This is a genomic window from Limnohabitans sp. 2KL-3 (assembly GCF_001269405.1).
Classification (GTDB): Bacteria; Pseudomonadota; Gammaproteobacteria; order Burkholderiales; family Burkholderiaceae_C; genus Limnohabitans_A.
Window position 1 is genome coordinate 1 of sequence record NZ_CXON01000008.1, and the last position, 25,644, is coordinate 25,644.

Genomic DNA, 25,644 nt, shown 5'->3' on the forward strand with positions numbered 1-25,644 from the left:
TTTCAAATAGTGCACATTGATTTTGTATAGTGAAATTAAATGGAAATGCCTGGTCAATTTTGAAATCCTTTCAAAGCCAAAGTCCGGCCCCTGTCCCCTAAACTCCACAGCATGGAATTGAACAAAGCAGCGTTGGTGGTCACGAAAGTAGGGCCTTGGGCCTGGTGGCGATCATGGTGGAAAAGCCAATCACCCAACCGGCAAGACCGATTTGCCAACTTGGCACCCGTAGCGGCGGTGGTGTTGTTTTTGGCCGCCATCGCCAGTGCGTTTTGGTACTTGCGTGTGGAAGAGATTGAGCGAGAGCAAGAGGCCATCAAACGCGATGTGGAGTACGCCCAGCAGCGGCTGCGCTTGCGCCTGCTGGAGCGGCAAGAGCAGGTCATGCGTTTGGCGCGTGACGTCTCGAACAAGGAAATACGCACCGACCAATTTTTGTCTCGGGCCGAAGCACTGGTGTTGCAATACCCAGAGTTTTTGTCGCTGACTTGGATCGATGACCGCAGGCGCATCATGGCCAACCAAAGTGTCTCCAGCATCGCACCCAGTCAACACATGCGGGCCGGAACGGTGCTCAAAATTGGTGAAACTGAAAGCCATTTCAGCTTGGCACGCGATTTGATGCAGCCCATTTACGGACAGCTGGACACCGAAACCGACAAAGACGCCCAGATTCCGGTATTGCAGTTGCACACCCCATTGAGCAACGACCAAGGGCGATTCAACGGGGTGATCCTGGCCGAATACACCATGGAGGGCTTGCTGCGTTACGGCATTCCCACCGAGGTGCTGGCCAAATATGCCGTGGCCCTGCAAGACGGCAAAGGCCGCTTGCTGGCCGGTCAAACCATACCGGGGCGCATCGCTTTGTGGAGTGCCTTGCCGGGCAGTGAAAAACCCAACAACGACTATGAAGTGCCGGTCTCGCCCGTGGGCAACGACTTGATTTTGCGGGCTCAGGCCTGGCGCACATCACAAGGCCTGGTGGGCAGTGGCCTGTTTTGGTTGGTCAGTGTGCTCAGCGTGATGACCGCCTGGATGTTGATCGGCAACTGGCGACACACCCGACGCCGTTTGCAGGCCCAAAAAGCCCTGGTTGCTGAAACCAATTTCCGCCGCGCCATGGAAAACTCCATGCTCACCGGCATGCGTGCCCTCGACTTGCGCGGCCGCATCACCTATGTCAACCCCGCGTTCTGCCAAATGACGGGATGGAGCGATTCGGACTTGGTGGGGGCCGTCGCGCCCTTCCCTTACTGGCCCGAACAAGACAGGGAGTTGCTGACCAAACGCCTGGAAGAAGAGATCAGCGGCCAGCATTCTGCGGGCGGTTTTCAGGTGCGCGTCAAACGCAAAGATGGGCACTTGTTTGATGCTCGCATGTATGTCTCGCCCCTGATTGATGCCAGTGGCAAGCAAACCGGCTGGATGACCTCGATGACCGACATCACCGAGCCCAACCGCATTCGGGAACAGCTGGCCAGCTCGCACGAACGCTTCACCATCGTGCTGGAAGCGCTGGACGCATCGGTCTCTGTGGCCCCGCTGGGCAGTTCCGAACTGCTCTTTGCCAACAAACTTTACCGTTTGTGGTTTGGCCAAAACACCGATGGCCATTTGCGGCTGGTCCAGCAGGCCGGCTCCAGCGAGGAGGTCGATCGCGCTGACGATGTGGATGAAATGGCCGGGCTGCCCACGGAGAGTTTGACGATTGCCAAATCAGAAAACGCCGAAATTTTTGTCTCTGAACTGGGCAAATGGCTGGAAGTGCGCTCTCGCTACATCAACTGGGCCGACGGACGACTGGCCCAAATGGTGATTGCCAGCGACATCACGCCGCGCCGCCAAGCCGAAGAGCAAGCAGCACAACAAGCAGAACGCGCCCAAACCGCCAGCCGCCTGATCACCATGGGCGAGATGGCGTCGAGCGTGGCCCACGAGCTCAACCAACCCCTGACCGCCATCAGCAACTATTGCAGCGGCATGATTTCGCGCATCAAAAACAAGCAAGTCAAAGAGGAAGACATGGTGTGGGCGCTGGAGAAAACAGCCCACCAGGCCCAGCGTGCCGGACAAATCATTTTGCGCATCCGCAGTTTCGTCAAACGCAGCGAGCCCAACCGCGTCCTCTCGGATGTCTCGGCCATGGTCAACGAGTCGCTGGAATTGGCTGAAATCGAACTGCGCAGACGCCACGTTCGCCTGTCGCACTATGTGGCTGCACGGTTGCCACAACTTTTGGTAGACCCTATTTTGATTGAGCAGGTGCTGATCAACCTCATGAAAAATGCGGCCGAATCGATTGACAACGCCAACCGTCCTGCCGGACAGCGTCATGTGGAATTGCGCATCGTGCCCAAACAGGTCGACAACCTGTCTGTCGTGGAGTTCTCGGTCACCGACACCGGGCAAGGCTTGCCCGCCGAGGACACCGAACGGGTCTACGAGGCGTTTTTCTCCACCAAGGTCGAAGGCATGGGCATTGGCCTGAATTTGTGCCGAAGCATCATCGAATCCCACCAGGGCCGGATCACTTCTGAGAACCTCTACAATTCGGGCGAGGTCACAGGATGTCGATTCTCCTTTTGGATACCGGTCTGAACCCATTGACCACACTACAACCCACCGGGGTAAATGAATGAGTTTGATACCAAAAAAAGGCACTGTTTACGTCGTGGACGATGACGAAGCGGTGCGCGATTCCTTGCAATGGTTGCTCGAAGGCAAGGACTACCGGGTGCGTTGTTTTGACAGCGCAGAATCTTTCATCAGCCGATACGACCCCCGAGAAGTGGCTTGCTTGATCGCCGACATCCGCATGGGCGGCATGACAGGCCTGGAACTGCAAGACCGTTTGATTGAGCGCCGCTCGCCCCTGCCCATCGTGTTCATCACAGGCCATGGCGACGTGCCCATGGCGGTGAACACCATGAAAAAAGGGGCCATGGATTTCATCCAAAAACCCTTCAAGGAAGAGGAGCTGCTGAGCCTGGTTGAGCGCATGCTCGACGAAGCCCGTGACTCTTTTGCCGATTACCAGCAAGCGGCCAGCCGCGACGCGCTCCTGTCTAAGCTGACAGGCCGCGAAGCGCAGGTGCTTGAACGCATCGTGGCCGGTCGCCTGAACAAACAGATCGCCGACGACCTGGGCATCAGCATCAAAACGGTGGAGGCCCACCGCGCCAACATCATGGAAAAGCTCAATGCCAACACCGTGGCCGACCTGCTCAAGATCGCGCTGGGGCAAAACGCACCCAAGGCCTGATCGCCCTGCCCGCCAATCTACGCCCGCAAGCAACGCCCGCACCCGCCGGGCGTTTTGCATTTTTTCTCTGACTTTTTTGAACTTTCAAACATGACCGCCCACCTCATCGACGGCAACGCCCTGTCCAAACAACTGCGCACCGAAGTCGCTGCCCGCGCCCAAGCCCTCAAAGCCCAAGGTGTGACACCCGGCTTGGCCGTGGTGCTGGTGGGTGACAACCCGGCCAGCCAGGTTTATGTGCGCAACAAGGTCAAAGCCTGCGAAGACAGTGGCTTGCACTCGGTGCTCGAAAAATACGAAGCCACTTTGACCGAGGCCGATTTGCTGGCCCGCGTGGAAGCGCTCAACAAGGACCCGTCCATCCACGGCATCTTGGTGCAGCTGCCCCTGCCCCCGCACATCGACGCACAAAAAGTGATTGAAGCCATCAGCCCCGCCAAAGATGTCGATGGCTTTCACATCGCCAGCGCCGGGGCCTTGATGACCGGCATGCCCGGTTTTTGGCCCTGCACACCCTACGGCTGCATGAAGATGCTCGAGAGCATTGGCTACGACCTGCGCGGCAAACATGCCGTGGTCATTGGCCGCAGCAACATTGTGGGCAAGCCCATGGCGCTGATGCTTTTGCAAAAAGATGCCACGGTGACGGTGGCGCACTCGCGCACCCAAAACCTCAAAGCCCTGACCCTGCAAGCCGACGTGATCGTGGCCGCCGTGGGCAAGCGCAATGTGCTCACGGCCGACATGGTCAAGACTGGCGCGGTGGTTCTGGACGTGGGCATGAACCGCAACGACGAAGGCAAGCTGTGCGGCGATGTGGACTTTGAAGGCGTGAAACAAGTCGCCAGCCACATCACCCCCGTGCCCGGGGGCGTCGGCCCCATGACCATCACCATGCTGCTGGTCAATACCCTTGAAGCGGCCGAACGCGCCTCCAAGTGATACAAAGTACCCACTGAACTGCTATTTGGAAGCCCCATGACCAACCCCTTGCTCGACACCTCTGGCCTGCCCTTGTTTGACCGCATTGCTCCCGAGCATGTGGCCCCGGCGCTGGACGAATTGCTGGCCGCCGCCGAAAAAGCCTTGGACACCGTCACCGCCGCCGACTTTCCCTCCGACTGGAAAGCCATCGCTCAGACCCTGGACGTGAGCACCGAGCGGCTGGGCATGGCCTGGGGTGCGGTCAGTCACCTCAACAGCGTGGCCGACACGCCCGAACTGCGTGCCGCCTACAACGCCGCCCTGCCCCGCGTGACAGAGTTCTGGACGCGCCTGGGCAGCGACGAGCGCCTGTACGCCAAATACAAAGCCATTGACGCGGCCAACCTCAACACCGAGCAAACCCAAGCCCGCCAAAACGCCCTGCGCGGTTTTGTCTTGGGCGGCGCCGAGTTGCAAGGCTCGGCCAAAGAACGCTACGCCGCCATCCAGGAACGGCTGGCCGAAATCACGCAAAAGTTCAGCGAAAACACGCTGGATGCGACCGACAAATTTGCCCTGTACGTGAGCGAAGACCAGCTCAAAGGTGTGCCTGCCGATGTGGTGCAAGCCACCCGTGATGCTGCACAAAAGGACGGCCAAGAAGGCCACCGCCTGAGCCTGAAAATGCCGGTGTATTTGCCGGTGATGCAGTTCGCCGACAGCGGCGCACTGCGCGAGCAGCTCTACAAAGCCTATGTCACCCGCGCTTCGGACCAAGCCCCCGACGACGCCAAGCACTTCGACAACACCCCCTTGATGCAGGAAATCTTGGCACTGCGCCAGGAAGAAGCCCGCCTCTTGGGTTTTGACAACTACGCCCAAGTGTCGGTCGTGCCCAAGATGGCCGAGTCCCCCGAAAAAGTCACCACCTTCTTGCGCGACCTGGCGGCCAAAGCCCGCCCCTTTGCCGAAAAAGACCTGGCCGACCTGCGTGAATTTGCCGCCAGCGCCCTGGGCATCACCGGCCCACTCAACGCATGGGACGTGCCCTACCTGAGCGAAAAGCTCAAAGAAGCCCGCTACAGCTTCAGCGAACAAGAGGTCAAGCAGTACTTCACCGCGCCCAAAGTGTTGGCCGGGCTGTTCAAGATCATCGAGACGCTGTTCGAAGTCAGCATCCGTGTCGACCAAGCGCCCGTCTGGCACCCGGCCGTCGGCTTTTACCGCATCGAGCGCGAAGGCCAATTGGTCGGTCAGTTCTACCTGGACCCCCCAGCCCGCGCGGGCAAGCGCGGCGGCGCGTGGATGGACGACGTGCGCGGCCGCTGGCAGCGCCCCGACACCGGCGTGTTGCAAACGCCTGTGGCGCACCTGGTGTGCAACTTCGCCGAAGGTGTGAACGGCCAACCGGCTTTGCTCACACACGACGACGTGATCACCCTCTTCCACGAGTTTGGCCACGGCTTGCACCACATGCTGACGCAAGTGAACGAGCGCGATGTCTCGGGCATCAGCGGTGTGGAGTGGGACGCTGTTGAGCTGCCCAGCCAGTTCATGGAAAACTTCTGCTGGGAATGGTCGGTGCTGCGCCACATGACCGCCCATGTGGAAACGGGCGAGCCCCTGCCGCGTGCGCTGTTCGACAAGATGTTGGCCGCCAAAAACTTCCAAAGCGGCCTGCAAACCCTGCGGCAAATCGAGTTTTCATTGTTCGACATGCTGGTGCACTCCGAACACGACCCAGCGCAAGACTTCATGCCGCTTCTCGCACAAGTGCGCGACGAAGTGGCCGTGATGCGCCCGCCCGCCTTCAACCGCATGGCCCACACCTTCAGCCACATCTTTGCAGGCGGTTATGCGGCAGGTTATTACAGCTACAAATGGGCCGAGGTGCTGAGCGCAGACGCCTACGCCGCCTTCGAAGAAACCGCTGCCGATGACGGAACACCCAGCGTGGAAACCGGCCGCTTGTACCGCCAAGCCATTTTGGAAGCGGGCGGCAGCCGCCCAGCGCTGGAATCGTTCAAGGCCTTCCGGGGTCGCGAACCCAGCCTGGACGCTTTGCTGCGTCACCAAGGCATGGTCAGCGCTTGAACAAGCCAAATCACGGCTGATGGAATTTGGCAGGCCCTGGTCAGGATTTTTTTGACTGGGGCTTGTTTTTTTTCGCAAGTTCCCTTGGGCGATGGGCGGTGAACTGAAGATTTGATCGTCCCAAGCTTGCCCCTGTCACGAACAAACTCCACGCGTCAACGGGATGAATCCCCATTCAAAAACACGAATACTCAAGCGCGGTCCCAATGGTTCGACATTCGGATTTCAGGCCCTGAGTGCCAAAGCCACCACGTCACCAATCAATTTGTGACGCGCTTGCGAGTTCGCTGGCAAGGCTGGCATGGCTTTGAGGACATAGTTGTAGTTGATGGTGACCAAGAGTTGGGCGGCAGCAAAAGCGCCTGCATCTGATGCAGCACCGGCCAAATTGAATTGTTTTTGTGCTTGCCGCATCAGATCCACACAATCGAGAAATATTTTTTTAGTCTGAGGGTCAATTCGCAGGTTTTCCTGGAAATCCTCGTGCATTGCACGGTTGACAGAAAATTCAAGCGTCTGAATATTCTCCAAGGTCTTGGACATGTGCATGCAGGCGTCTTCAATGCATGCAAATTTGGGCATGCAAGCCGCGATGGCCACCATTTGCTCAGATGCCAGATTGCAATAAGAAGCCCACAACACAAAGAGGGCTTGCTTTTTTGAACCAAAACGTTTTAAGAAAGCCCCACGCGTCAATTGCGCATGGTCTGCAATTTCATCAATACTCAACTGACCCAATGATTTCTCTTTGAGCAGATCATTCAAAGCGTCAAGAAAGCGTTTTTCTGTCGCGATGGCTCGTGGTTGAAGTGGTTTTTTATACATAGAAAATACTCATATTTTCAACTAAAAAAATAAAACTTTGGAATGCAAGCCCTCTGATCAAAACCTACTTTAGATCATACCTTGTAATTGATGAAATCTCAATATAGCCATATATTATTAAATAAAGTAAAATATAGTTTACTATAATACAAAAAAAGTCCAATATTATTTAGTTAATAAGTATCTGTAAATATAATAAACAATCCAGTTTATCAAATAAACATGTAAATATTGAAATCAATTTCCGTGAAAAGTGTCTACCAGTCACCTTTTTTTATGTCATCATGTTAACATTTAAAATTAGAATGAGACATATGATGATACAAGAAAGCAGAACATTAAATAGTTCTATTAAAATAGTATCAGAATTTCATTCGATACTTTTAAACTCAATTTCAATGCAACCATGTGAGCGCGCACCAGTGACCATGGACGTCCAGTGTTCTTTGCAATCGGAAGAAAACAAGCCACTCAATGAGGTTGACAGCGCCGTAACAGTCCCTTCTAGCAACGACCGGGGATCAGTCAAGAAAATTTGCTTTCACCCGTTCGGCACTGAAAAATAATCGACTTGACAAAGAATGAACGTAAATCTGATCATATTGCGGGTTCCTGATGATCGGATCAGCTGTTTTATTTTAAAAACATGACCATGACTTCTACCACCAATCATATTCGGGGCGAACAACTTCGCCAATTGCGCGAATCTCAGGGCATCACTGTTTCTAACTTGGCGCAACATGTTCATTTGTCAACAGCCCAAGTCTTGCAGCTCGAATATGGTGATGTGCTGCCGGGCAAGCGGTCCATGTTTTACTCCCCTGCCATTGAGGAAATTGCAGCCATCAAAGTGGCCAAAGCTCTTGGCGCCGACCCGCAGGCGCTGTGGACCAACACGCCCATTGTTCAAATGAACATGGACACGGCCCAATCGCTGGAATCGCCTGTTCAAGAAAGTGTGGAATCCCGCACAAACCATGAAAACTCCGTCAGAAAATCAACTTCTGTTGCAGCAAGACCTCGTTTGCCTGTTCAAAAAAATGGCAAAAATATCCTGATCCCTGCGATCGGTTCAGCATTTGTTTTGTCAAGCTGCTTTGCAATTTTTTATACACAAACTGATTTTTCAATCAAGGCATTGGCCAACGACCTCCTATCGCTGGCCACGAGCAAAACAGAACCACAGGTGCCACCAGCGCAGCTTGAACAGGCACCAATGTCTGAGCCGTCCACCACGTCACCTGCGCCAATCAAAGCCATGCCAGAGCCCGATCAACCGGTGACTGCAAGGGTGCAGGCCCTTGGTTTTGGTGGTTGTGATGCGCAAAAACCCGCCATCACTTTATCGACTGATCAGCCCCAAAAAGCGGGCCTCAGTGTGTACATCGAGGCATTGGAAGAAGTGAGCTTGTGTGTGGAAGACAGTGCAGGCGTTCAACACGCAGCAAGCCTCAAAGCCAACGAAAACAAAACATTTCGCGGCACCCCACCTTGGTCGGTGCACGCAAGTGATCCGGCAAAGATCCAGTTATTTTTTCAGGGCCGAAAATTCCACTGGCCAGAGGTCAAAGATGCTTTTGTCATTCTGAAAGAAACAGCCGGTACTTTTTGAATTGGCCATGGCCACCCGCTTGTGGGCTTAACACATGAATTTGTAACTTTTGCCAAGTAAAAAGCCACCCTCAGCTCTCGCAGGGGTGGCTTTTTTTCAACCCCCTGAAGGGAGCTATTGCGTCAAATATCAGTCGATTGCATTGGTCTCTTCAAGAGACCGGACAACTATCGCGACAGTGGGGGAGTTTGAACTGGCCATGAGCGGTCAAAGAAGCAGTACCAAGGCCAACAGCAATGTGATGGCCCATGATCTTTATTTCACGCGAGAAAGCAACTTTGGATCAATCACCAGATTCCGTACACCGTGAGCATGGTCTTCGGCAAAAGCATTGGCTTTACACCACTGTCCGACAGAAGCAACATTGACTTTCAGCACTTTGGGTCTGACGCTCCAAGAGACTTGCAAAGGTGAGCCTTTTTCGTTGTAAGCGGGACCCGTGGTTGAACCCGCATAGCGGATAGGCACGCCCGTCTTGCTGGGCATATGCAATGGTTGGTGATAGCCATTGACCTGCCCCACCTCGGTTAGACGTTGAAAATCAGCCGCTTTTTGGTCGTTCACCAAGACAAAAACCTGCGCCTCAACGCGAAGTTGCGGGTTCGCCACAGCCTCGTTCAAACAAGCCCCTAAAGTCGCGCCAGGCTTCACCTGTGCCGTGCTGAACACATAGTGCAACTCGATCGTATCGCCGCTTTGCAATCCGCCGTGTTTGCCAACGCAGACTTCCTCTTCCAGCGGCTTGGCTTCCCGAGCGTTCAACTTTCCTGAATAACGGTATCCCGTGCCGTAGCCATGACCATCACCATGACCTGCAAACTTTGTGAACTCTCCGCCCTTGTGTTCAGCATTTTCATGGAAATGGATATTGCAAAGGTTCATCTGACTGAAAGCCGGGGCTGGCAAGAAGACGCCCGTATTCTGACCTTTGACCTGTGCCAAGTCACGAGGGGACTGAGGACCATAGCCTTTGCCATTGGTGTTGTTGCTTAAAGCCGCATTCTGTGCATCGATCGTTGCAGCATCGGCTTTGTGAACACCTTCAGTGCTTTTACCCGCAACGTCGGCGGCATTCGATACACCGGCCAAGCTCAGAGTGAGGGCAAGGCTGGAAAGCAAGTAGTTTTTCATGAATTTACGCTTTTTGATGATTTCATAATTATCCCACTCCACAGAACATCGCAAAAATGTAATCCACCAAATCTTCATGAAAAAAAGCCACCCAAGGCTCTCACCTCAGATGGCTTTACAACCCCACCAGGCACCCATTGAAGGGCACCCAAGGTTAATGGCAGGAGCTGATCAGTGGAACTGCTCTTCTTCGGTCGAACCGGTCAGGGCTTTCACAGATGACGAACCGCCTTGGATCACGGTGGTCACGTCGTCGAAGTAGCCTGCGCCCACTTCTTGCTGGTGCGACACGAAGGTGTAACCCTTGTCGCGTGCAGCGAACTCAGGCTCTTGCACCATGTTGACGTAGTGCTTCATGCCTTCGCCGTTGGCATAGGCGTTGGCGAACTGGAATGTGTTGAACAGGCACAAAGTTTTGCAAGCCGATGTTTTTAAAGGGTTTTTTCTCTTTTTTCCACCAACTTTTTGCCCTTCCCACCGAATGCCCACCTCGTGGAAAAATGGCACTTCGACATTGCCAATCCGAAAGTGCTTTGGCAACAACGGGATGCCCATTTTTCTCCCACCACCCACCCACACCGAAAAACGGCATCGGATGGGCGGTGTGGCTGCACTTGGTTGAAGTCAGATTTTCAATGCCCAGCACCTTGCTGACTGCCCTGTGAATTGAAGTCCACGGCGTTGGCCGCTGAATCCACAGCACTCAACAGTGTTGCATCGGAAAGATGACTGTACCTTGTGGTGGTCTTGATTTGCGAATGACCAAGCAACTTACTGACCACATAGATTGACTGCCCGGAATTGACCAGATTGCTGGCGAAGGTGTGGCGCAGGTCGTGCACGCGAACATTGCCCAATCCGGCCCTCTGCCGAGCCTTGTTCCAACTGTGAAACAAATTGGCAAATGGCTTCTTTGTTGAAGGATTGGGGACCACATAGGTACACCCAGGCCAACGTGGCAACTTTTCAAGCAACTCCAGCGCCTTCAAGGATATCGGAATGTTTCGTGGCTTGCCATTTTTGGACATGGGGATGTGCCAATTGCGACGAACCAAATCAAAGTCATTCCACTGTGCATCCAGCAGCTCCCTTTTGCGGCACCCAAACATGAGCATCAACGGAACAATGTATTTCAATTGCTTGTTATCACTCTGCTCCATAGCCATAAGAAGCCGCTCTGTTTCCGATTGAGTGAGATACCGCTCCTTGGCATTGTTGGTGACGAACAATTGAACACCGAGAGCTGGGTTGGTGCTGGCACCATGAACACCCTTCTTCTTGGCCAAGTTGAACATGATCTTGAACAAAACAGGCAGCTTGTTGGCCATGGCCAAGGCATACCCCTTTGCTTTCAAATTCAGATGTGCTTCCTCGATCATGTCCGACGTGATTTCGTCGAGATGCTTGGAGCCGAAACTGGGCAAGATGTGATGATTCAAAAAGCTGATGGTCGATTGGAAATTCCTCCGGGTTTGATGGATGTGTGGCAGATATGTATCGGCAATAAATTCAGCCAAGGTGGGCACTTTTTTCAAGGCCTGTTTTTCATCAACGGGACTGTCACCAAGAGACACCTTTGAGGCAAGTTGTTTTGCGGCCTGGCGGGCTTTTTCAAATGTAACGACCTTGGCATTGCCAATCTTGTGCTGGCGTTGCTTGCCATACCTGTCGCGGTAGCGAAGTGAAAACACCTTGGAGCCAGAAGCAGACACGGTGAGGATGAAGCCAGAAACGGCAACATCGTAGTAATCCGTTTTTGCACGGCCTGGGTTGCAAACAGCAGCTTGGCAAAACGAGCTTGTCATTTGGACGACTGGCATTTGTAATTTCCTTTTAAAAAATTGTTAAGTGATATGAACATCAAAAGTGATGGCACAACGATTGGTGATGGAAAAAAATTGGCACGACTGATGGCAGACGTGTCATAGCGAAAATTGATCACGGAAGGTAATACCGCATGGAAATTGGCGAGGACAAATCCTTCATGTCAAAGAGTCATCCGCAACCAGGTCAAGCCTTGTGTGCACTGGACCCGAAAACACACCCCGAATTCGACAAGTGAGTCAGATTTCCATGCAAATCATCGACTTGCTGACGTCAACAAGGGGCCACCTGACGGATCAGGTGGGTGCCCGGATTCGGGCGTTACAACCCTGAAATTACCCCCTCAAAACGAGGTGGTGGAAGTTGCCTGAATGTCTGCTTTGCCAACGCTGCCGACGGTGTTGTCGCAACCGACGAGGTCACCACTGGCGACGGCATCGTCAGCACCGACGGGACGCTCGGTCTGAGCATTTTTTTCAGTCCCATGGGCGAGAGCCTGAACTGGGTCGCCAACTTTGCGCAAGGTGATAGCACGATCTTTGCCACGAGTCCATTCGATCAAGATGCCCTGCGACAGCAACGGTGCCTGCAATCCATGAAGCCGCTTTGACATCGATGCAGCAGAGCTTGGCCATGCCACAGAGCGATTGTTTGAATACTGCGCAACAAGACTGAGGCTGTTGTAAAGATCTGATGGACTCAATGTCAACGAGTCTTCCTGCATACGCTCCGCGAAGTGCAAAATTGCAGCAGCAAGCGGGTTATCAAGCAAGGACTCCAACTGCATGTCTTGCTGACCGGAACGATATGCATTTTGAAGCTCACCCGGCTCCAGATTTATGACCTGCTCCATTGCGGCGAGCCATTTGCAAAACCCGATCATGCGTCCAGGATTCGTAGGCGCAGAAGTAGGCAACACCCGAAAGATGTCTGCGATCAACTGGTAAAAGCCACCCAGAATCTCTGGGTACAAACGGTCAAATTCAGCCTGCATTTCGGCGGGGTCTTTGCGCTGGCCTGGCCTGAACTGCTGCAGCTCAAACACGCAACACCTGTCTGCGAAATCTGATTGCCCCATGAACGGGTGAATTCCATTGAGCAAGATAGCGCCGTGCAGATACACATTTTTTTGACCATCATCGGTGTAGAGTTGACGCCCACTCACCGCACCTCCGGTGGCGGCAATGCACAAAGCATCGCTCATTTTGCTGCTTAAATCGCGCATGTTGTCGAACACCATGAGGTGACAGTTTTGAGACAAGATGGCCAATTCACGATCTGAACTTGGCAGCGTCTGCGCACCAGTCGTTGATGGATCAATTAACTTCTGGATGGTCTTGGATGCTTGAGTTTTGCCACTGCCTTGAGTACCTTTCAACACGGTAAAGACATAGTTTGTTGACTCAACTTTTGGGTGAGCAATGGTGTAACTGATCAAACCGCACAACAGGTGGAAATCGGTTGATGGCAAGTTCACGAATTGCGCAAGGCTTACATAGCTTCCCTTGAAATCAGGTGTGGGCAATGGACGCGAAGGTGCTGGCCGCAAGAACAACACATCCGACATGGGCTCACAAATCGACGGTCCAGTCTCGTCAATATGAACGCACCTTCCTGATTCATCGCACAGGTCAATGTTGATGCCTTTGCCCTGTGCCGGAGCCACCCGAACATACAGGTCAACTTCGCGACCATCTTCATCGGCAACTGAATTGAGTTCCTCGACAATTTCATTAAATTCACGCTGTTTGAGGATTCGGTTCTTTTGGCGATAAAGAGCCCTGACCTTTGAATTGAATTCAGCAGAACCGATCGCAGTGAGGTTTGGCACACCTTTGGTGTTCCAGGCAACGAAGTTACGCCCAGATTTTTTGCTCTTCAAAAATTGCAGGGGCGCATCTGCCAATGGACCCAGTCTTGAAGGTTCTTCACTTGACTGAACAATCACTGGCCTGACCGCACTTTGACCATTTGCCAAGGGAACATGCGAAGCACTTGGTGGCAGATTCAAGGTGAGTGGTGTGACTGGCGGAGCGACTGGAGGAGCAATATGATGTGGAATATTTTCGCCATCCTGCACTGCAACAGGATCGTCAGCATCTAGAGGCTCGTTGACAGCATCTGAAACGTCAGCACCGTCAGCACCGTCGGCAGATTCGACAAACTTTTCTAACTCAGATTCCGGTTCTTCAGTTTGTAGTGCATCATTCGATTCAACCGGAATTGGTTCTGTTGTTTTAACGGTATTGACTTCAAGGTCTGCTGCTTCAGAGGACTCCGCAGGGTTAACGTTAGGTATAACATCCTCAATAGGAGGCTGTGGGGTATCAATGGTTTGCATTGAGATTTCTTTTTAGAAAAAATCATCTTTGTTGACCATACTTGTGACGAAAATGATCGGGACGCGCACAAGCACTATCGATCCCGCTCGGGAAAACCAATTGGTGAAGAACAGCAATGACCGCAACTGACGTGACACGATAGCCATCACGTTGATGTGATCAAAATTTTCTTGATGAAAACCCCATCCATGACCTTGGGGTGTAGGGACACGATTAAATCGTGTCTAAAAAGAAATGACTAAGTAAGTAGCTGAGTGCAAACTGAACGGCACGTCTCAATCTTACACTTATTTTGATCTGATGCATTGCACATTTTTTGATCACATGGATGTGTCTCTAGGATCATTGCAATCAAGCCCTTTGAAACGGCAGCAGAAATAGCTTTAGGCCATTTCTCTGGGAGAGAGGGTGCCCCCAAGGATGAACCTCATCGACAAATTTCAAGACGATCATCATGGGGGCGCATCGAGATGTTGCCTCGCCCAATGAACCGTTAACGCCAATCCATCCCGAGCGCAGAAAAATTGGCGGACTCAAAACTGGCGACGCTGCTGTCGCTGCCGACGACCCGTGCCACCGCCCATGACCGCCGCCAACTTTTGCGTCACCACCGACAGCACCGTCAGCAGATTTGGAGCATCAGATTTTTCGGCATCGACAATCCAAAAGAGATGTCAACGACAGGGCCGCATCTCATGCCCAAGCGAAAGATCAGTCGATGGCCCGATGGATCAGCTTGGCCTCGGGATGTAGGGATGCATATTCACGCAGCAGGTGGTAGTGCTCTGCAAAGACCTGTGCCAATCGATCAACTGCAAAGGACAGCTCGCTGTAGGCGTAGAGACAAACAGTGATCCCGAAAGCATCTGGGGACAACTTGCCGTCAAAGCCGTTCTCGCAGCTCAGGGTGAACTCTGTGTCAAAGCGCGGTGCCAGATAAAAGCCTCCGCTTCCCAGGTCATGGAACTCCCAAAACCCTCCTGTGTATTCTTCCGACAAAGCCTCGGCAATGCTGAACACTGCGGGCTCCAGCTTGAGCAAGTAGGAAATGCCGAAAAGACGATCTACGATAGCCATGCGCTCAGCTTCGGGGACGATGGTGTTTGTGATGATGTTTGTGATGATGTTTGTTGTCATGATTCAATCCAAAAAAATAGGGTGATAAAGAACCCCTCCCCCAATCAACGCCAGACGCACCAAGACCTCTGCAGTTGCAGATACTGTTGTGTGCTTTTGGTGTCAGACTGAGGGAGGGGATTCAAGCCGGGGCCGGGTGGTGCCGGTGGCGGTGGCCGCTGGGGGCCGGGGGTTGCCCGAGGGGTGGGCAGGTTGGCCGCATGCGGGCCGGGTCGGGGCTGGGTCTGGCTCCCCTGCTCAGTGCCAGGTCGAGCCGCCCATGGCTTCGCTGTCGAGTCCCTTCAGGTGTGCCACCTCGGAAATAATCACCAGTGGTAACAGGTCTTCGGGCAAATCGTCCCAGTCGAGGGCGCGTTGCATTACTGTTGAAATGCTATCGAGATATGTCATGGTTTTTTCCTCTGTTGGAACTTAAAATAATAAAAAGCTAAGGCCACGCCAAGAATGACGAGAACCACAAGCGGTGGATACAAAAAGCACAAGGCTGCAAATGCGGCAATGGACATCAATCTTGTGGATGTAAACCAAATACCTAAAAATGCAGCGGCGATCAAAGCAGCATTAATGGACTCTGTTTTCAGATATCGCCCTTCTTTGGTTTGATGGTCTTTCGTTTATCGCCTTGATCCATGGCACTAAGGGCCACCTCTTCAAAGGTGGTACCTGGGACCAGCTCGTGATGGCGACTGTTCTCGGCATTGACACGGACCAACCCCAAATGCTTCAGGACGGACAGGACAAAGCCCCCGGTGTTGATACTGCGTCCAGCGTGCAGTTCGCACATCGAGCGGGAGATCAAAACAGGATGGGTTTGCACAATGGCATCAATTGCGTCTCCACTGGCGAATTCATCGCAAAACATCCCGCCGCCTGTGTTGGCAACGATGCGTAAATGCAATGACTGGTCTTCGGGATTCCGTCCAATGGCATAGGTCAAACTGGATTGACCTGACAGGGAAAACATTCACCTGTGTGGATGGTTTCGATGGGAGACAGGCTTTCTTCTGTGGTTTCGTTTTCAACTGACATGGTTTTCCTTTCATTTTTTTGAATACCATATAAGGTGCTCACATAAGCGCGTTTAGTTTTACTCCTTTGGGTTCAAATGGGCGTAAAAAAACCGCCTCGGGGGGCGGTGTTTGCGGCGTCGATTGTGCCGGGATCGTCGGGTGTATTGAGCGGGGGACTTCGCTCGGCATGCTGCTGACACAGGGTCAGAATGTCCGGTGCACATTCGTGTTTTGGGGCGAACACCAAGGCTCCTTGCCCTGACGAGGACAACACGAACACCAGCTCATAACAAGTGGCGTGTTGCTCGATCACTTCCCACAAGGGGCATCCATGATCGGTCATGATTTGAAAGCCCATTTGGTTTTGCAGTTGCTCAACACCATCACCTGCTTCAAGGATCACAAACACCACCAACTCATCCATGCTGGTTTCTTCATCAATCAGTTCTGTCATGCGTTGCCGGATCAACGCTGTGATGCATGGATTTGGACAATCATCAAAAAATGCCAATACCTCAGTGGGATGACGCAAAACGTGCATTAATCTCCTTTCGTTTGGACAAAGAAAAACCCACCGAGGATTGCTCCAGGGTGGGTGAAATTTAATTTCTATTAAACTCAAATTCCTTTATTTATTTTATCAATTTTGTCACTAAAGTTTTTAAATTCTTCTTGTCTATTCAAGTAATCAATCTGTGTTTGTGTTTTTTCATGATATATGGTGTACAAACTGTAAATCCTCGTGCCACATTGGTAAGCGGTATGGACCAAAGCAGCTTGAACACCCCCTTTTGGTCTCCAATATTCGACCATCTTGCCTTCAACGCGTTCAAACTTTCCCCCTAACTTGTTTTGGCAGGTGACTTTTTTAATTTCTCCAACCTTCTTTGTGGGCTTGCCGTACTTAGACGTTAATGCCACAGCCATTTCAAGATTCGACATCAGGTCAATTTCAACTTTGTAAACAACTCCTTCTTTATTGAATACAGTTGCCATTTCATTATTAAGCTCTTTTAATTTAACAATATGATAGTTATTGTTATCTATCTTTATTGGATCAACCACCAATTCGCGTAATTCTTCAATGGTTGTTTTCCCCGGAAAAATTCCGGCAATTGTTGCTGGTTGTGCCCAAGAGTTAAAAGCAACTACCCAAGAAGCAAGAAACAAAAATCTCTTCATTATTGACACCTTCAAAATCATGATTGATGAAATAAGTATCAAAGTTAAATCACCAAAAAAAGCCGAATGGTCCTTTATCTTTAAATGCTTCGGCCTTGTTTGAAAACTCTTCATCTGTCATCAGAATTAATCTAATGGTCTCAACAAAAGCCGCAATAATAGGAATCCACATCAGAAAGACCGTCATGCATAACACTATGTATACGATTCCCCAACCCCATGATCCCATATAAAATTTTTGACCACCAACAGTGCCCAGCAACAGACTAAGCAAAGTAGCAGTTGACTTTGACTTTTGCCCAGAACTAATCCCGAGTGATACGCCACAATTTACACATATGGACTGATTAACTGCCGTTGATGAACCGCAGTTATGGCAAAAATTTTTCTCCAAACGCGGGGGTACACCACAATATATGCAGACAGCAGCTTTGCCATCGATTGATTTTCCACAATTTCTGCAATGCATAAATCTTATCTCCTGTTTAAAATATGTTAAAGCCATTCGCTAATATCAAAACCAGAACTCGCAGTTTCGATTGCTGAACTCGAAATCCCTTCACTGATTTCACTCAAATCAACAGTTGAGTCAACTGCATTTGCAGCTGAACTCGTCAGTTCCTCCGGAACATTTGATAGAGCCTCGGAAACAACTGCTGCAGTTGCTGCATTTGCCACGAGATTTCCCACAGCCACACCAGCCATTACTCCCATAGCAGTTTTTAGAGTGCTATTTCCTTTACCGGCACCACCCGCCATCACTTGTGCGTAGTGCGATGGATTTGCACGGGCTAGCATCATCATTTTTATGGCCTCTTGATCGCCACTTTTCAAAATGTAATCTTCTGCTTCCTTTTGCCTACGCGCTGCCTCATCTACAGCTTCTTGCTTTTTCTTTGCTTCGGTTGATTTACCTGCAGCACCAATAATCATCAATACAACCACTATAAAAATGATCCAGCCCATTGCTTTCTCCTTTGAGGTTAAATTTCGAAATTGAATTCCATAGATAGCAAACAATTTTTTGTCACGAATTACGTGACGACAAGTTTAGCACCCGTCACGAAACTCGTGACATGCAAAATGAGCAAAAGCACCAACAAAGTACGATCGTCGGTCGCCGTTTGCGCGAACGTCGTGATGCTTTGGGTCTTGCTCAAGAAAAGGTGGGGGTGGCCATCGGCCTTGACGAGTCCAGTGCAAGGGCTCGGATCAGTCGATATGAACTTGGCGTGCACGAACCACCATTTGCCACTGTTAAGCTGCTGGCCAATGTTCTGGATGTGCCTCCGCCCTACATGTACTGCGAAGAACAGGACATTGCCGACCTATTGCTGGCCTTACACAAAATCCCAAGCAAGGCACGAAGACAAAAAGTCGGCGCGTTGATTACCCAATTGGTCGATACCTGAGTCTGGTCAACGAACCAGCTCTGCCGGACTGAGTATCAAGGCAGTCCGGACCATCAAACCATCCACTCGACCACGAATCTCGACCTCACTGCCGGTTTGCAGCTTCAACAGTGCTTCGTCATCCTGTTGATCCCGTGCGGTTACAAAAGCCACCACGGTAAATTTCCCGAAGGCTTCAGACTCTGAACCGACCATCAATTCAGACATGACCCGGTAGCGTCCATCTTCTTTGATAACGTCGTACACCTTGAACCGCCAAGACACAGTGGCACCTGTCAGTTTGTCTGTCATGACATCACGTTGCAGGTCTGTGCTTTTGCCTCCCAGCACGTAGGTGTCCACAACCTCTTGCAAGGCAACGGGTATCACGGGCGTGTCTTTCAACGCTTGTACGGTCGAAACTGGTTCGGATGGGGTGTTCGGTGGAGGGGATTCACCGCATGCCACCAAAGCCATGCTCAGCATCAGCATGACCCATTTACTGGGCAATCCGGTCTTCATGTGTCACTTCTCCGGGCAAAGGTAAGGCACCGCAACCGCAGCACATGACGCCTTTGCCATTTCATCGCGAGTTGGCAAGCGAACATTGGGCACGGCCACTTTAAAAGCCTTCGCGTCATCCGTGACACGCTGAACACTACTCCGCCACTCAGCCTTGGCGGAAGCCAGCACCTGATCCACGGTCGGTACCTTCTGCCCGCACAGGTCTGGCTTTTCTTCGCCCTGCCCCATCATCCGCAGCAAGGCATTGAAATCCTTCATGGTCTGACAGGCATCGTAGATGTCCAATGACGTTACAGCCAAAGTCACGCCCAGCCCAAGGTATGGAATGGATTCGCTTGGCAAGGCCGCCACATTCCTGGAAACACCTTTGGCAAGCCTTTGATGCACAGCGGCTGCTGTGGCTTTGGCCTGTTTGCCGTTCACATCCACCTGCTGCGCCAGTTTTAGATTCTTGACTTGAACATCTTCTAGCTCCTTGGCCTGAAGCCTGTTCTTCGCAGCCAGTTCAGCCGTGCGCTTTTTGACGGTGTCTTCCAGTTTCGCCTTGGGACTGTTGGCCAAGGCACGATCAGCCACGGCCTGGCCACCAATGGACATCACACGCCACAAAGCGTTGTGCATCCAGTCATGGGCACTGGCGCTCACCAGACTGGCCACATTGCTCGCCAGCAAGCCAACCAGAGAGAAGGACACCAACAGCGTCTTGAAGGCCAAGAATCGGTGCCATAGGCTGGGCTTTTGAGGTGTAGTGGTTTCGCGGTGCATCTGCTCTCCTGTCTTGCCTGAAAGGCTAAAACGATTGTGGCATGTATAGATCGCCCACAAACCCAACACCTTCCCACGCAAAAAAGCCACCCAAGGCTCTCACCTCAGATGGCTTTACAACCCCACCAGGCACCCATTGAAGGGCACCCAAGGTTAATGGCAGGAGCTGATCAGTGGAACTGCTCTTCTTCGGTCGAGCCTGTCAAGGCTTTCACAGAAGACGAACCGCCCTGGATCACGGTGGTCACGTCGTCGAAGTAGCCTGCGCCGACTTCTTGCTGGTGCGACACGAAGGTGTAACCCTTGTCGCGTGCTGCGAACTCAGGCTCTTGCACCATGTTGACGTAGTGCTTCATGCCTTCGCCGTTGGCGTACGCATTGGCGAACTGGAATGTGTTGTACCAGTTGATGTGGATACCAGCCAAGGTGATGAACTGGTACTTGTAGCCCAGTGCCGACAGGTCTTCCTGGAAAGAAGCGATCTGGCTGTCGTTGAGGTTCTTCTTCCAGTTGAAAGAAGGTGAGCAGTTGTACGACAACAACTTGCCTGGGCAAGCAGCGTGCACAGCTTGGGCGAATTCACGGGCAAAGCCAATGTCTGGCACGCCAGTTTCGCACCACACCAAGTCAGCATAAGGTGCGTAAGCCACGCCGCGGCTGATGGCTTGCTCCAGACCGTTTTTGACGCGGTAGAAACCTTCTTGTGTGCGCTCGCCGGTCAAGAAGGGCTTGTCGTTGGCGTCGTGGTCAGACGTGATCAAGTTAGCCGCTTCAGCATCGGTACGGGCCAACACGATGGTGGAGGTGCCCATGACGTCAGCAGCGAAACGTGCAGAGATCAATTTTTCGCAAGCTTCTTGTGTGGGGACCAACACTTTGCCGCCCATGTGACCGCATTTCTTGACGGCAGCCAATTGGTCTTCGAAGTGCACACCAGCCGCGCCGGAGGCGATCATGTTCTTCATCAGTTCGAAGGCGTTCAACACACCGCCGAAACCGGCTTCAGCGTCGGCCACGATGGGCAAGAAGTAGTCGATGAATTCTTTGTCGCCGGGGTTGATGCCACGGCCCCACTGGATTTCGTCGGCGCGCTTGAAGGTGTTGTTGATGCGGCGAACCATGGTGGGCACCGAGTCGTAGGCATACAACGACTGGTCGGGGTACATGGTTTCAGAGGTGTTGCCGTCAGCGGCGACTTGCCAGCCCGACAGGTACACGGCTTCGAGGCCTGCTTTGGCTTGTTGCATGGCTTGACCAGCGCTGATGGCACCGAAAGCGTTGACGTAGCCTTTTTTGGCGCCGCCGTTGACTTTTTCCCACAGCTTTTCAGCACCGCGCTTGGCCAGGGTGTGCTCGATGGGCATGCTGCCGCGCAGACGCACGACGTCGGCAGCGGAATAACCGCGCTTGACGCCCTTCCAACGGGGGTTGGTCGCCCAGTCTTTTTCGAGGGCGGCGATTTGCTGTTCACGGCTCAATTGTTCGGTGAGGTTGGCTGGCATGGAAAGGACTCCTGAAGTCAAGTTGAAATCGGGCGATGTGGGCAGCGAATTCTGCTTCGTCGTTGCCTGAATCTTAACTCTTATAGAAGACCTTTGAAGCATCTTATGTCTTATAGAAGACATATTTTTATTTGTTATATTTCAACAACTTACATCACTTATTTCTCTATGCAAAAAATATTTTAACAATACAAAAAATTTTTGCTTCAATCCGATGGATAAAATTTCACAATAAGAAATTTAACAATCGGATTGTGAAAATAATGTATGAACGCGCAAGGGGTCAATGCCCCCAAAAGCCGATTCGAAAGTGAGTCTTGCTGAGTGTTTTGGGCTGTTCGAGCTTGCGTCAAGTTGTCAAGATCAAGAAAAGCCCAACTTCAGGTGAAATCAGCAACAACCCCTATAGAAAAATTGATTTTTACCATTGGAAACCATGTCTTTCTCCAGTAGCATCCGGGAAGCTGTAAACAAATCGTTTCTCAGCGGCGAACTTATTTCCGATCAAAGGAACTTCATCATGGCAACTGCAAAAAAAACCCCGGCCACAAAAGCTGCACCCGCAAAAAAAGCAGCACCGGCCCCCAAAGCTGCACCCGCTGCAAAAGCTGCTGCACCTGCTAAAAAAGCAGCGGCCAAGGCCCCTGCTGCTAAAACCGCACCTGCCACCAAGGCTGCACCTGCTGCAAAGCGCACGCCCAACGCCGCCTTCATGAAGGCTTTGACCCCGAGTGCTGCTTTGGCAGCTGTGGTGGGATCAACCCCTCTGCCACGCACCGAAGTGGTCAGCAAAATGTGGGTCTACATCAAAAAGCACAACCTGCAAGATGCAACCAACCGCCGCGCCATCAACGCAGACGACAAGCTCAAGGCCGTCTTTGGCAAGGCCCAAGTCACCATGTTCGAAATGGCAGGCTTGATTGGCAAGCACTTGAAGTAATTCAAGGGCAGCACAAAAAAACCCGCCCAGGCGGGTTTTTTTTGGCTTTGAAACACGGGACTGCCCTTGGCAGACCCACAGAGGCAGCTTAGGCTGGCTGCTGTTTGGCCAGCGCCGTTTGTGTGATGGCACTCAAGGTGCCACGGGTGGTAATCACCTCGGGGTCGAGAATGATTTCAATCAGCGTCCCTTGGGGGCAACTCATGGCGGCCAAGAAAGCGGGCTCGAACTCGTCGGTCTGGTGGATGCGCACGCCCACATAGCCATAGGCCTGGGCCAAAGCAGCAAAGTCGGGGTTGTGCAGTTGTGAGCCGGTGACGTGCTCGGGGTATTCGCGCTCTTGGTGCATGCGAATGGTGCCGTACATGCCGTTGTTCAACAAAACGATGATGCTTTTGCCACCATGCTGCACGGCCGTGGCCAATTCCTGGCCGTTCATGAGAAAGTCACCATCTCCCGCGATGGTGAATGCCAAACGTCCGGTCAACAAATTGGCCGCGATGCCTGCTGGCACGCCATAGCCCATGGCCCCGACTGTGGGTGCCAGTTGCGTTTTGTGCCCTTTGACGAGTCCATGGTGCTTGTAAAAACGATGCATCCAACTGGCGAAATTGCCAGCGCCATTGGTCAGCACCGCATCGGCAGGCAGGTGTTTTTGCAGCGTGGCCACAATGGCGGGCATGTCAATGTCGCCCGGCAAAGTTTGGGGTTGCAAGTTGTCCAGGTAACCATCGTGGGCCAAACGGGTCCACTCAGACCAAGCCACATCGTTGGGTGCGGTCAAAACTTCCAAGCCACGGGCGGCAGCGTTCATGGTGGAGTGAATCGCCAAATCGGCTTGGTAGACGCGGTTAAGCTCTTCGGCGCTGGCGTGGATGTGCACCAGTTTTTGATGTGTTTTGGGGGCTTTGAGCAAGGTGTAGCCCCCAGTGGTCATTTCACCCAGGCGCGGCCCAATCGCGATGATCAAATCGGCGTCGCGCACCCGGGCGGCCAGTGCGGGGGCAATGCCAATGCCCACGTCACCCGCGTATTGCGCGTGGTGGTTGTCAAAGGTATCTTGGAATCGAAAGGCGTTGGTGACGGGCAGTTGCCAGTTTTCAGTAAAGCGTTGCAGGGCTTGCGCGGCTTGAGGTGTCCACCCTCCGCCACCCGCAATGACCAAGGGCCGACTCGAAGCCAGCAACATGTCGCGCAGTGTGCGCAAAGCGCCTGGATCGCACCACGATTGCACGGGTTCAACACGCCCCAGGGCTTCGGACTTGACGGCTTGGGTCAACATGTCTTCGGGCAACACCAGCACAACGGGGCCTGGGCGGCCGTTCATGGCGGTGGCAAATGCACGGGCCACGTATTCGGGCAAACGCTCGGGGTCATCGACCCGCTCTACCCGCTTGGCCATGCCTTTGGTGGAGGGGCCGAAAAAGTGGGTGTAGTCCATTTCCTGGAACGCTTCGCGGTCACGCGTGTCGCTGGCCACATCCCCCACAAAGAGCACCATGGGTGTGGAGTCTTGAAACGCTGTGTGCACCCCGATCGAGGCATTGGTCGCACCTGGCCCCCGGGTGACAAAACAGATGCCAGGGCGTCCGGTGAGCTTGCCTTGGGCTTCGGCCATGAAGGCGGCTCCGCCTTCTTGGCGGCAAATGACAAATTTGATCTGCTCTCGGTGCAGGTGAAAGCCGTCCAGCACGGCGAGGTAACTTTCACCCGGAACACCGAATGCATGGGTAACGCCTTGGGCCAGAAGGCATTCAACAAGCAGGTGGCCAGCAATTTTGGTTTTCATGGGGGTCATTGTGCCCAATGCCCAGATGACACGGTGTCACACCTGTAATCGTTCAATGCGGCACAGATCGCTGACCCACACCCAGTGCCACCCCTGCGCTGATGAACAAGACCAAAGCAGCCCCCAACAAGGTGGCGGTGTACCAGCCTTGGTCCATGAAGAGTCCAAAAACCAGCGGGGACAACGCAAAGCCCACATCGAGACCGGAATAGACCAAACCATAAACACGGCCCGTGGCCTCCTTGGGCGTGCCTTTTTTGATCATCAAGTCCCGGCTAGGCCCGCCGATGCCCACGGCAAAACCGGTCAAGGCCAACAACCACAAGGTGGCTTGCGGCCCCAGCCATCCACTGGCACAAAGGGCCATCAGCAAAGCCGCTGCGACCATGCACAGGGCCACCACGCGGTCGGTGACCTGCGCAAATCGTGCGGCCAGAAAGCCACCGATCAAAATGCCCACGGCCCCCAACAACATGTAGGCCGTCAAGGTCATGGAGGCCTGCTCCAAACTGATGCCGTGCAAGGCATTGAGGATAGGAACCGCAAAGTTTTGCACCACGGCCAAGGTCACTGTGGACAGCAGGAAAAACAAAAAACACCACCAAACCACGGGCATGCGCAAAATGCCCAAGGCACTCCCCTGGCCAGATCCACGCCCTCTCATGGACGGGCTGGATGCGGCCGGTGCAGGGATGGTGACCAGATGTTGGCGATGGATGAGCAGCAGAACCAAGATCAAGGCATACAACACTGACGCGGCCAAAAAGGCGTGTCGCCACCCCCACCATGCTGCACACACACTGAAAAACACAGGTGCCAAGGCCCAGCCCAAATTGCCCGATACACCATGCACACTGAAGGCATAACCCAATCGGGGTGTGGATACCCGTTGGTTCAAGATGGTGAAATTGACCGGATGAAACGGTGCATTGCCCAAACCGGCCAAGACGGCCACCACCATGAGCCCGGCGTAGCTTTGCGCCGCATAAGCCTGCAAGCAAGCCAAGATGTAAAGGGCCATGGAGGTCAACAACACCGGTCTTGCGCCCCACCGGTCGACCACAAAACCGGCCCCAGCCTGACCCAGGCCCGATATGACAAAAAACAAAGAGCTCAGCATGCCCAGCTCGGCATAGCGCCAGCCGAATTCCTGCACAAAAACAGGAAACATCAACGGCAAAAGCAGGTGGGAAAAATGAGAGCTGGCATGGGCCACACCCACCAAGCCCATCACACGGGCATCCTCACGCCAGGGGCGCTGAGACTCATCACGGAGCACAACCGATTGCATAAAGGGCCATCCAGGTGCAACGAGCGCAAAGATCAGGACACCCTGAAGTGCGCTCGCTGCGTGTGGGCAGTTTAACGAATCGTTTGAACGGTCTT

Annotated in this window: 23 protein-coding genes and 1 pseudogene; 7 read left to right on the forward strand and 17 right to left on the reverse strand. The window is 52.9% G+C overall.

Annotated features, from left to right (window positions below; genetic code table 11):
• Positions 1-111 precede the first annotated feature (111 nt).
• The 4 genes from AMM41_RS11645 (at position 112) to AMM41_RS11660 (ending at position 6,283) form a co-directional block, all read left to right on the forward strand.
• Positions 112-2,601 carry a PAS domain-containing sensor histidine kinase gene (locus AMM41_RS11645; protein WP_089958043.1) on the forward strand — a complete coding sequence of 830 codons (2,490 nt, stop codon included), beginning with the start codon at positions 112-114 and terminating at the stop codon, positions 2,599-2,601.
• Positions 2,602-2,638: 37 nt separating this feature from the next.
• Positions 2,639-3,265: a response regulator transcription factor gene (locus AMM41_RS11650; protein ID WP_089958046.1), complete on the forward strand. Its 627-nt coding sequence runs from the start codon at positions 2,639-2,641 to the stop codon at positions 3,263-3,265.
• A gap of 90 nt (positions 3,266-3,355) precedes the next feature.
• A complete protein-coding gene (gene folD, locus AMM41_RS11655; RefSeq protein ID WP_089958050.1) occupies positions 3,356-4,207 on the forward strand; it encodes a bifunctional methylenetetrahydrofolate dehydrogenase/methenyltetrahydrofolate cyclohydrolase FolD in 852 nt (283 codons plus the stop codon).
• A 36-nt stretch (positions 4,208-4,243) separates the two neighbouring features.
• On the forward strand, positions 4,244-6,283 hold the full coding sequence (locus AMM41_RS11660; RefSeq protein ID WP_089958053.1) for a M3 family metallopeptidase: 2,040 nt from the start codon (positions 4,244-4,246) through the stop codon (positions 6,281-6,283).
• Between the two features lie 225 nt (positions 6,284-6,508).
• On the opposite strand, the gene AMM41_RS11665 is transcribed toward AMM41_RS11660, so the two are convergent.
• Complete coding sequence (locus tag AMM41_RS11665) at positions 6,509-7,108, reverse strand: TetR/AcrR family transcriptional regulator (RefSeq protein WP_089958059.1); 600 nt, start codon at positions 7,106-7,108, stop codon at positions 6,509-6,511.
• 652 nt (positions 7,109-7,760) lie between these two features.
• Here AMM41_RS11665 and AMM41_RS11670 point away from each other — a divergent pair.
• Positions 7,761-8,720 (forward strand): helix-turn-helix domain-containing protein, encoded by a 960-nt coding sequence (locus AMM41_RS11670; protein ID WP_146186246.1) that lies wholly within the window; start codon positions 7,761-7,763, stop codon positions 8,718-8,720.
• A gap of 255 nt (positions 8,721-8,975) precedes the next feature.
• On the opposite strand, the gene AMM41_RS11675 is transcribed toward AMM41_RS11670, so the two are convergent.
• From AMM41_RS11675 to AMM41_RS11720, 11 genes and pseudogenes are all read right to left on the reverse strand, one after another.
• The gene (locus AMM41_RS11675) at positions 8,976-9,929 is read right to left on the reverse strand and encodes a delta-class carbonic anhydrase (RefSeq protein WP_228769248.1); all 954 of its coding nucleotides are present in this window, start codon (positions 9,927-9,929) and stop codon (positions 8,976-8,978) included.
• Positions 9,930-10,022: 93 nt separating this feature from the next.
• Positions 10,023-10,253: pseudogene (locus AMM41_RS11680) on the reverse strand (isocitrate lyase); the annotation flags it as partial.
• 230 nt (positions 10,254-10,483) lie between these two features.
• Positions 10,484-11,671, reverse strand: coding sequence for a tyrosine-type recombinase/integrase (locus AMM41_RS11685; RefSeq protein WP_089958068.1), 1,188 nt, complete (start codon positions 11,669-11,671; stop codon positions 10,484-10,486).
• Between the two features lie 347 nt (positions 11,672-12,018).
• Positions 12,019-14,016, reverse strand: a complete 1,998-nt coding sequence (locus AMM41_RS11690) for a hypothetical protein (protein ID WP_194944757.1) — start codon at positions 14,014-14,016, stop codon at positions 12,019-12,021.
• A gap of 712 nt (positions 14,017-14,728) precedes the next feature.
• Complete coding sequence (locus AMM41_RS11695; protein ID WP_089958076.1) at positions 14,729-15,154, reverse strand: antirestriction protein; 426 nt, start codon at positions 15,152-15,154, stop codon at positions 14,729-14,731.
• A gap of 237 nt (positions 15,155-15,391) precedes the next feature.
• Entirely contained in the window at positions 15,392-15,544 is a 153-nt protein-coding gene (locus AMM41_RS21915; protein ID WP_194944758.1) for a hypothetical protein, read from the reverse strand.
• Positions 15,545-15,731: 187 nt separating this feature from the next.
• Positions 15,732-16,118, reverse strand: coding sequence for a hypothetical protein (locus tag AMM41_RS21920; protein ID WP_228769249.1), 387 nt, complete (start codon positions 16,116-16,118; stop codon positions 15,732-15,734).
• Between the two features lie 137 nt (positions 16,119-16,255).
• Positions 16,256-16,705, reverse strand: coding sequence for a hypothetical protein (locus tag AMM41_RS11705; RefSeq protein ID WP_194944760.1), 450 nt, complete (start codon positions 16,703-16,705; stop codon positions 16,256-16,258).
• A gap of 77 nt (positions 16,706-16,782) precedes the next feature.
• Entirely contained in the window at positions 16,783-17,346 is a 564-nt protein-coding gene (locus tag AMM41_RS11710) for a hypothetical protein (RefSeq protein WP_194944761.1), read from the reverse strand.
• A 49-nt stretch (positions 17,347-17,395) separates the two neighbouring features.
• Positions 17,396-17,851, reverse strand: a complete 456-nt coding sequence (locus AMM41_RS11715; protein WP_089958091.1) for a zinc ribbon domain-containing protein — start codon at positions 17,849-17,851, stop codon at positions 17,396-17,398.
• Positions 17,842-18,312, reverse strand: coding sequence for a hypothetical protein (locus AMM41_RS11720; RefSeq protein WP_089958096.1), 471 nt, complete (start codon positions 18,310-18,312; stop codon positions 17,842-17,844). Before AMM41_RS11720 ends, AMM41_RS11715 begins: the two co-directional genes overlap by 10 nt.
• A gap of 110 nt (positions 18,313-18,422) precedes the next feature.
• Here AMM41_RS11720 and AMM41_RS11725 point away from each other — a divergent pair, with 110 nt between their 5' ends.
• The gene (locus AMM41_RS11725; protein ID WP_089958099.1) at positions 18,423-18,758 is read left to right on the forward strand and encodes a helix-turn-helix domain-containing protein; all 336 of its coding nucleotides are present in this window, start codon (positions 18,423-18,425) and stop codon (positions 18,756-18,758) included.
• Between the two features lie 6 nt (positions 18,759-18,764).
• Here the strand turns inward: AMM41_RS11725 and AMM41_RS11730 are convergent, their stop codons facing one another.
• From AMM41_RS11730 to aceA, 3 genes are all read right to left on the reverse strand, one after another.
• Positions 18,765-19,259 (reverse strand): hypothetical protein, encoded by a 495-nt coding sequence (locus AMM41_RS11730; RefSeq protein ID WP_089958104.1) that lies wholly within the window; start codon positions 19,257-19,259, stop codon positions 18,765-18,767.
• A gap of 3 nt (positions 19,260-19,262) precedes the next feature.
• Positions 19,263-20,027, reverse strand: a complete 765-nt coding sequence (locus AMM41_RS11735) for a hypothetical protein (RefSeq protein WP_089958113.1) — start codon at positions 20,025-20,027, stop codon at positions 19,263-19,265.
• A 170-nt stretch (positions 20,028-20,197) separates the two neighbouring features.
• The gene (gene aceA / locus AMM41_RS11740; protein ID WP_089958116.1) at positions 20,198-21,529 is read right to left on the reverse strand and encodes an isocitrate lyase; all 1,332 of its coding nucleotides are present in this window, start codon (positions 21,527-21,529) and stop codon (positions 20,198-20,200) included.
• A gap of 520 nt (positions 21,530-22,049) precedes the next feature.
• Here aceA and AMM41_RS11745 point away from each other — a divergent pair.
• A complete protein-coding gene (locus AMM41_RS11745; protein ID WP_089958121.1) occupies positions 22,050-22,469 on the forward strand; it encodes an SWIB/MDM2 domain-containing protein in 420 nt (139 codons plus the stop codon).
• An 88-nt stretch (positions 22,470-22,557) separates the two neighbouring features.
• Here the strand turns inward: AMM41_RS11745 and AMM41_RS11750 are convergent, their stop codons facing one another.
• The gene (locus tag AMM41_RS11750) at positions 22,558-24,258 is read right to left on the reverse strand and encodes a thiamine pyrophosphate-binding protein (RefSeq protein ID WP_089958126.1); all 1,701 of its coding nucleotides are present in this window, start codon (positions 24,256-24,258) and stop codon (positions 22,558-22,560) included.
• 52 nt (positions 24,259-24,310) lie between these two features.
• Positions 24,311-25,549, reverse strand: a complete 1,239-nt coding sequence (locus AMM41_RS11755; RefSeq protein WP_228769250.1) for an MFS transporter — start codon at positions 25,547-25,549, stop codon at positions 24,311-24,313.
• Between the last annotated feature and the right edge of the window lie 95 nt (positions 25,550-25,644).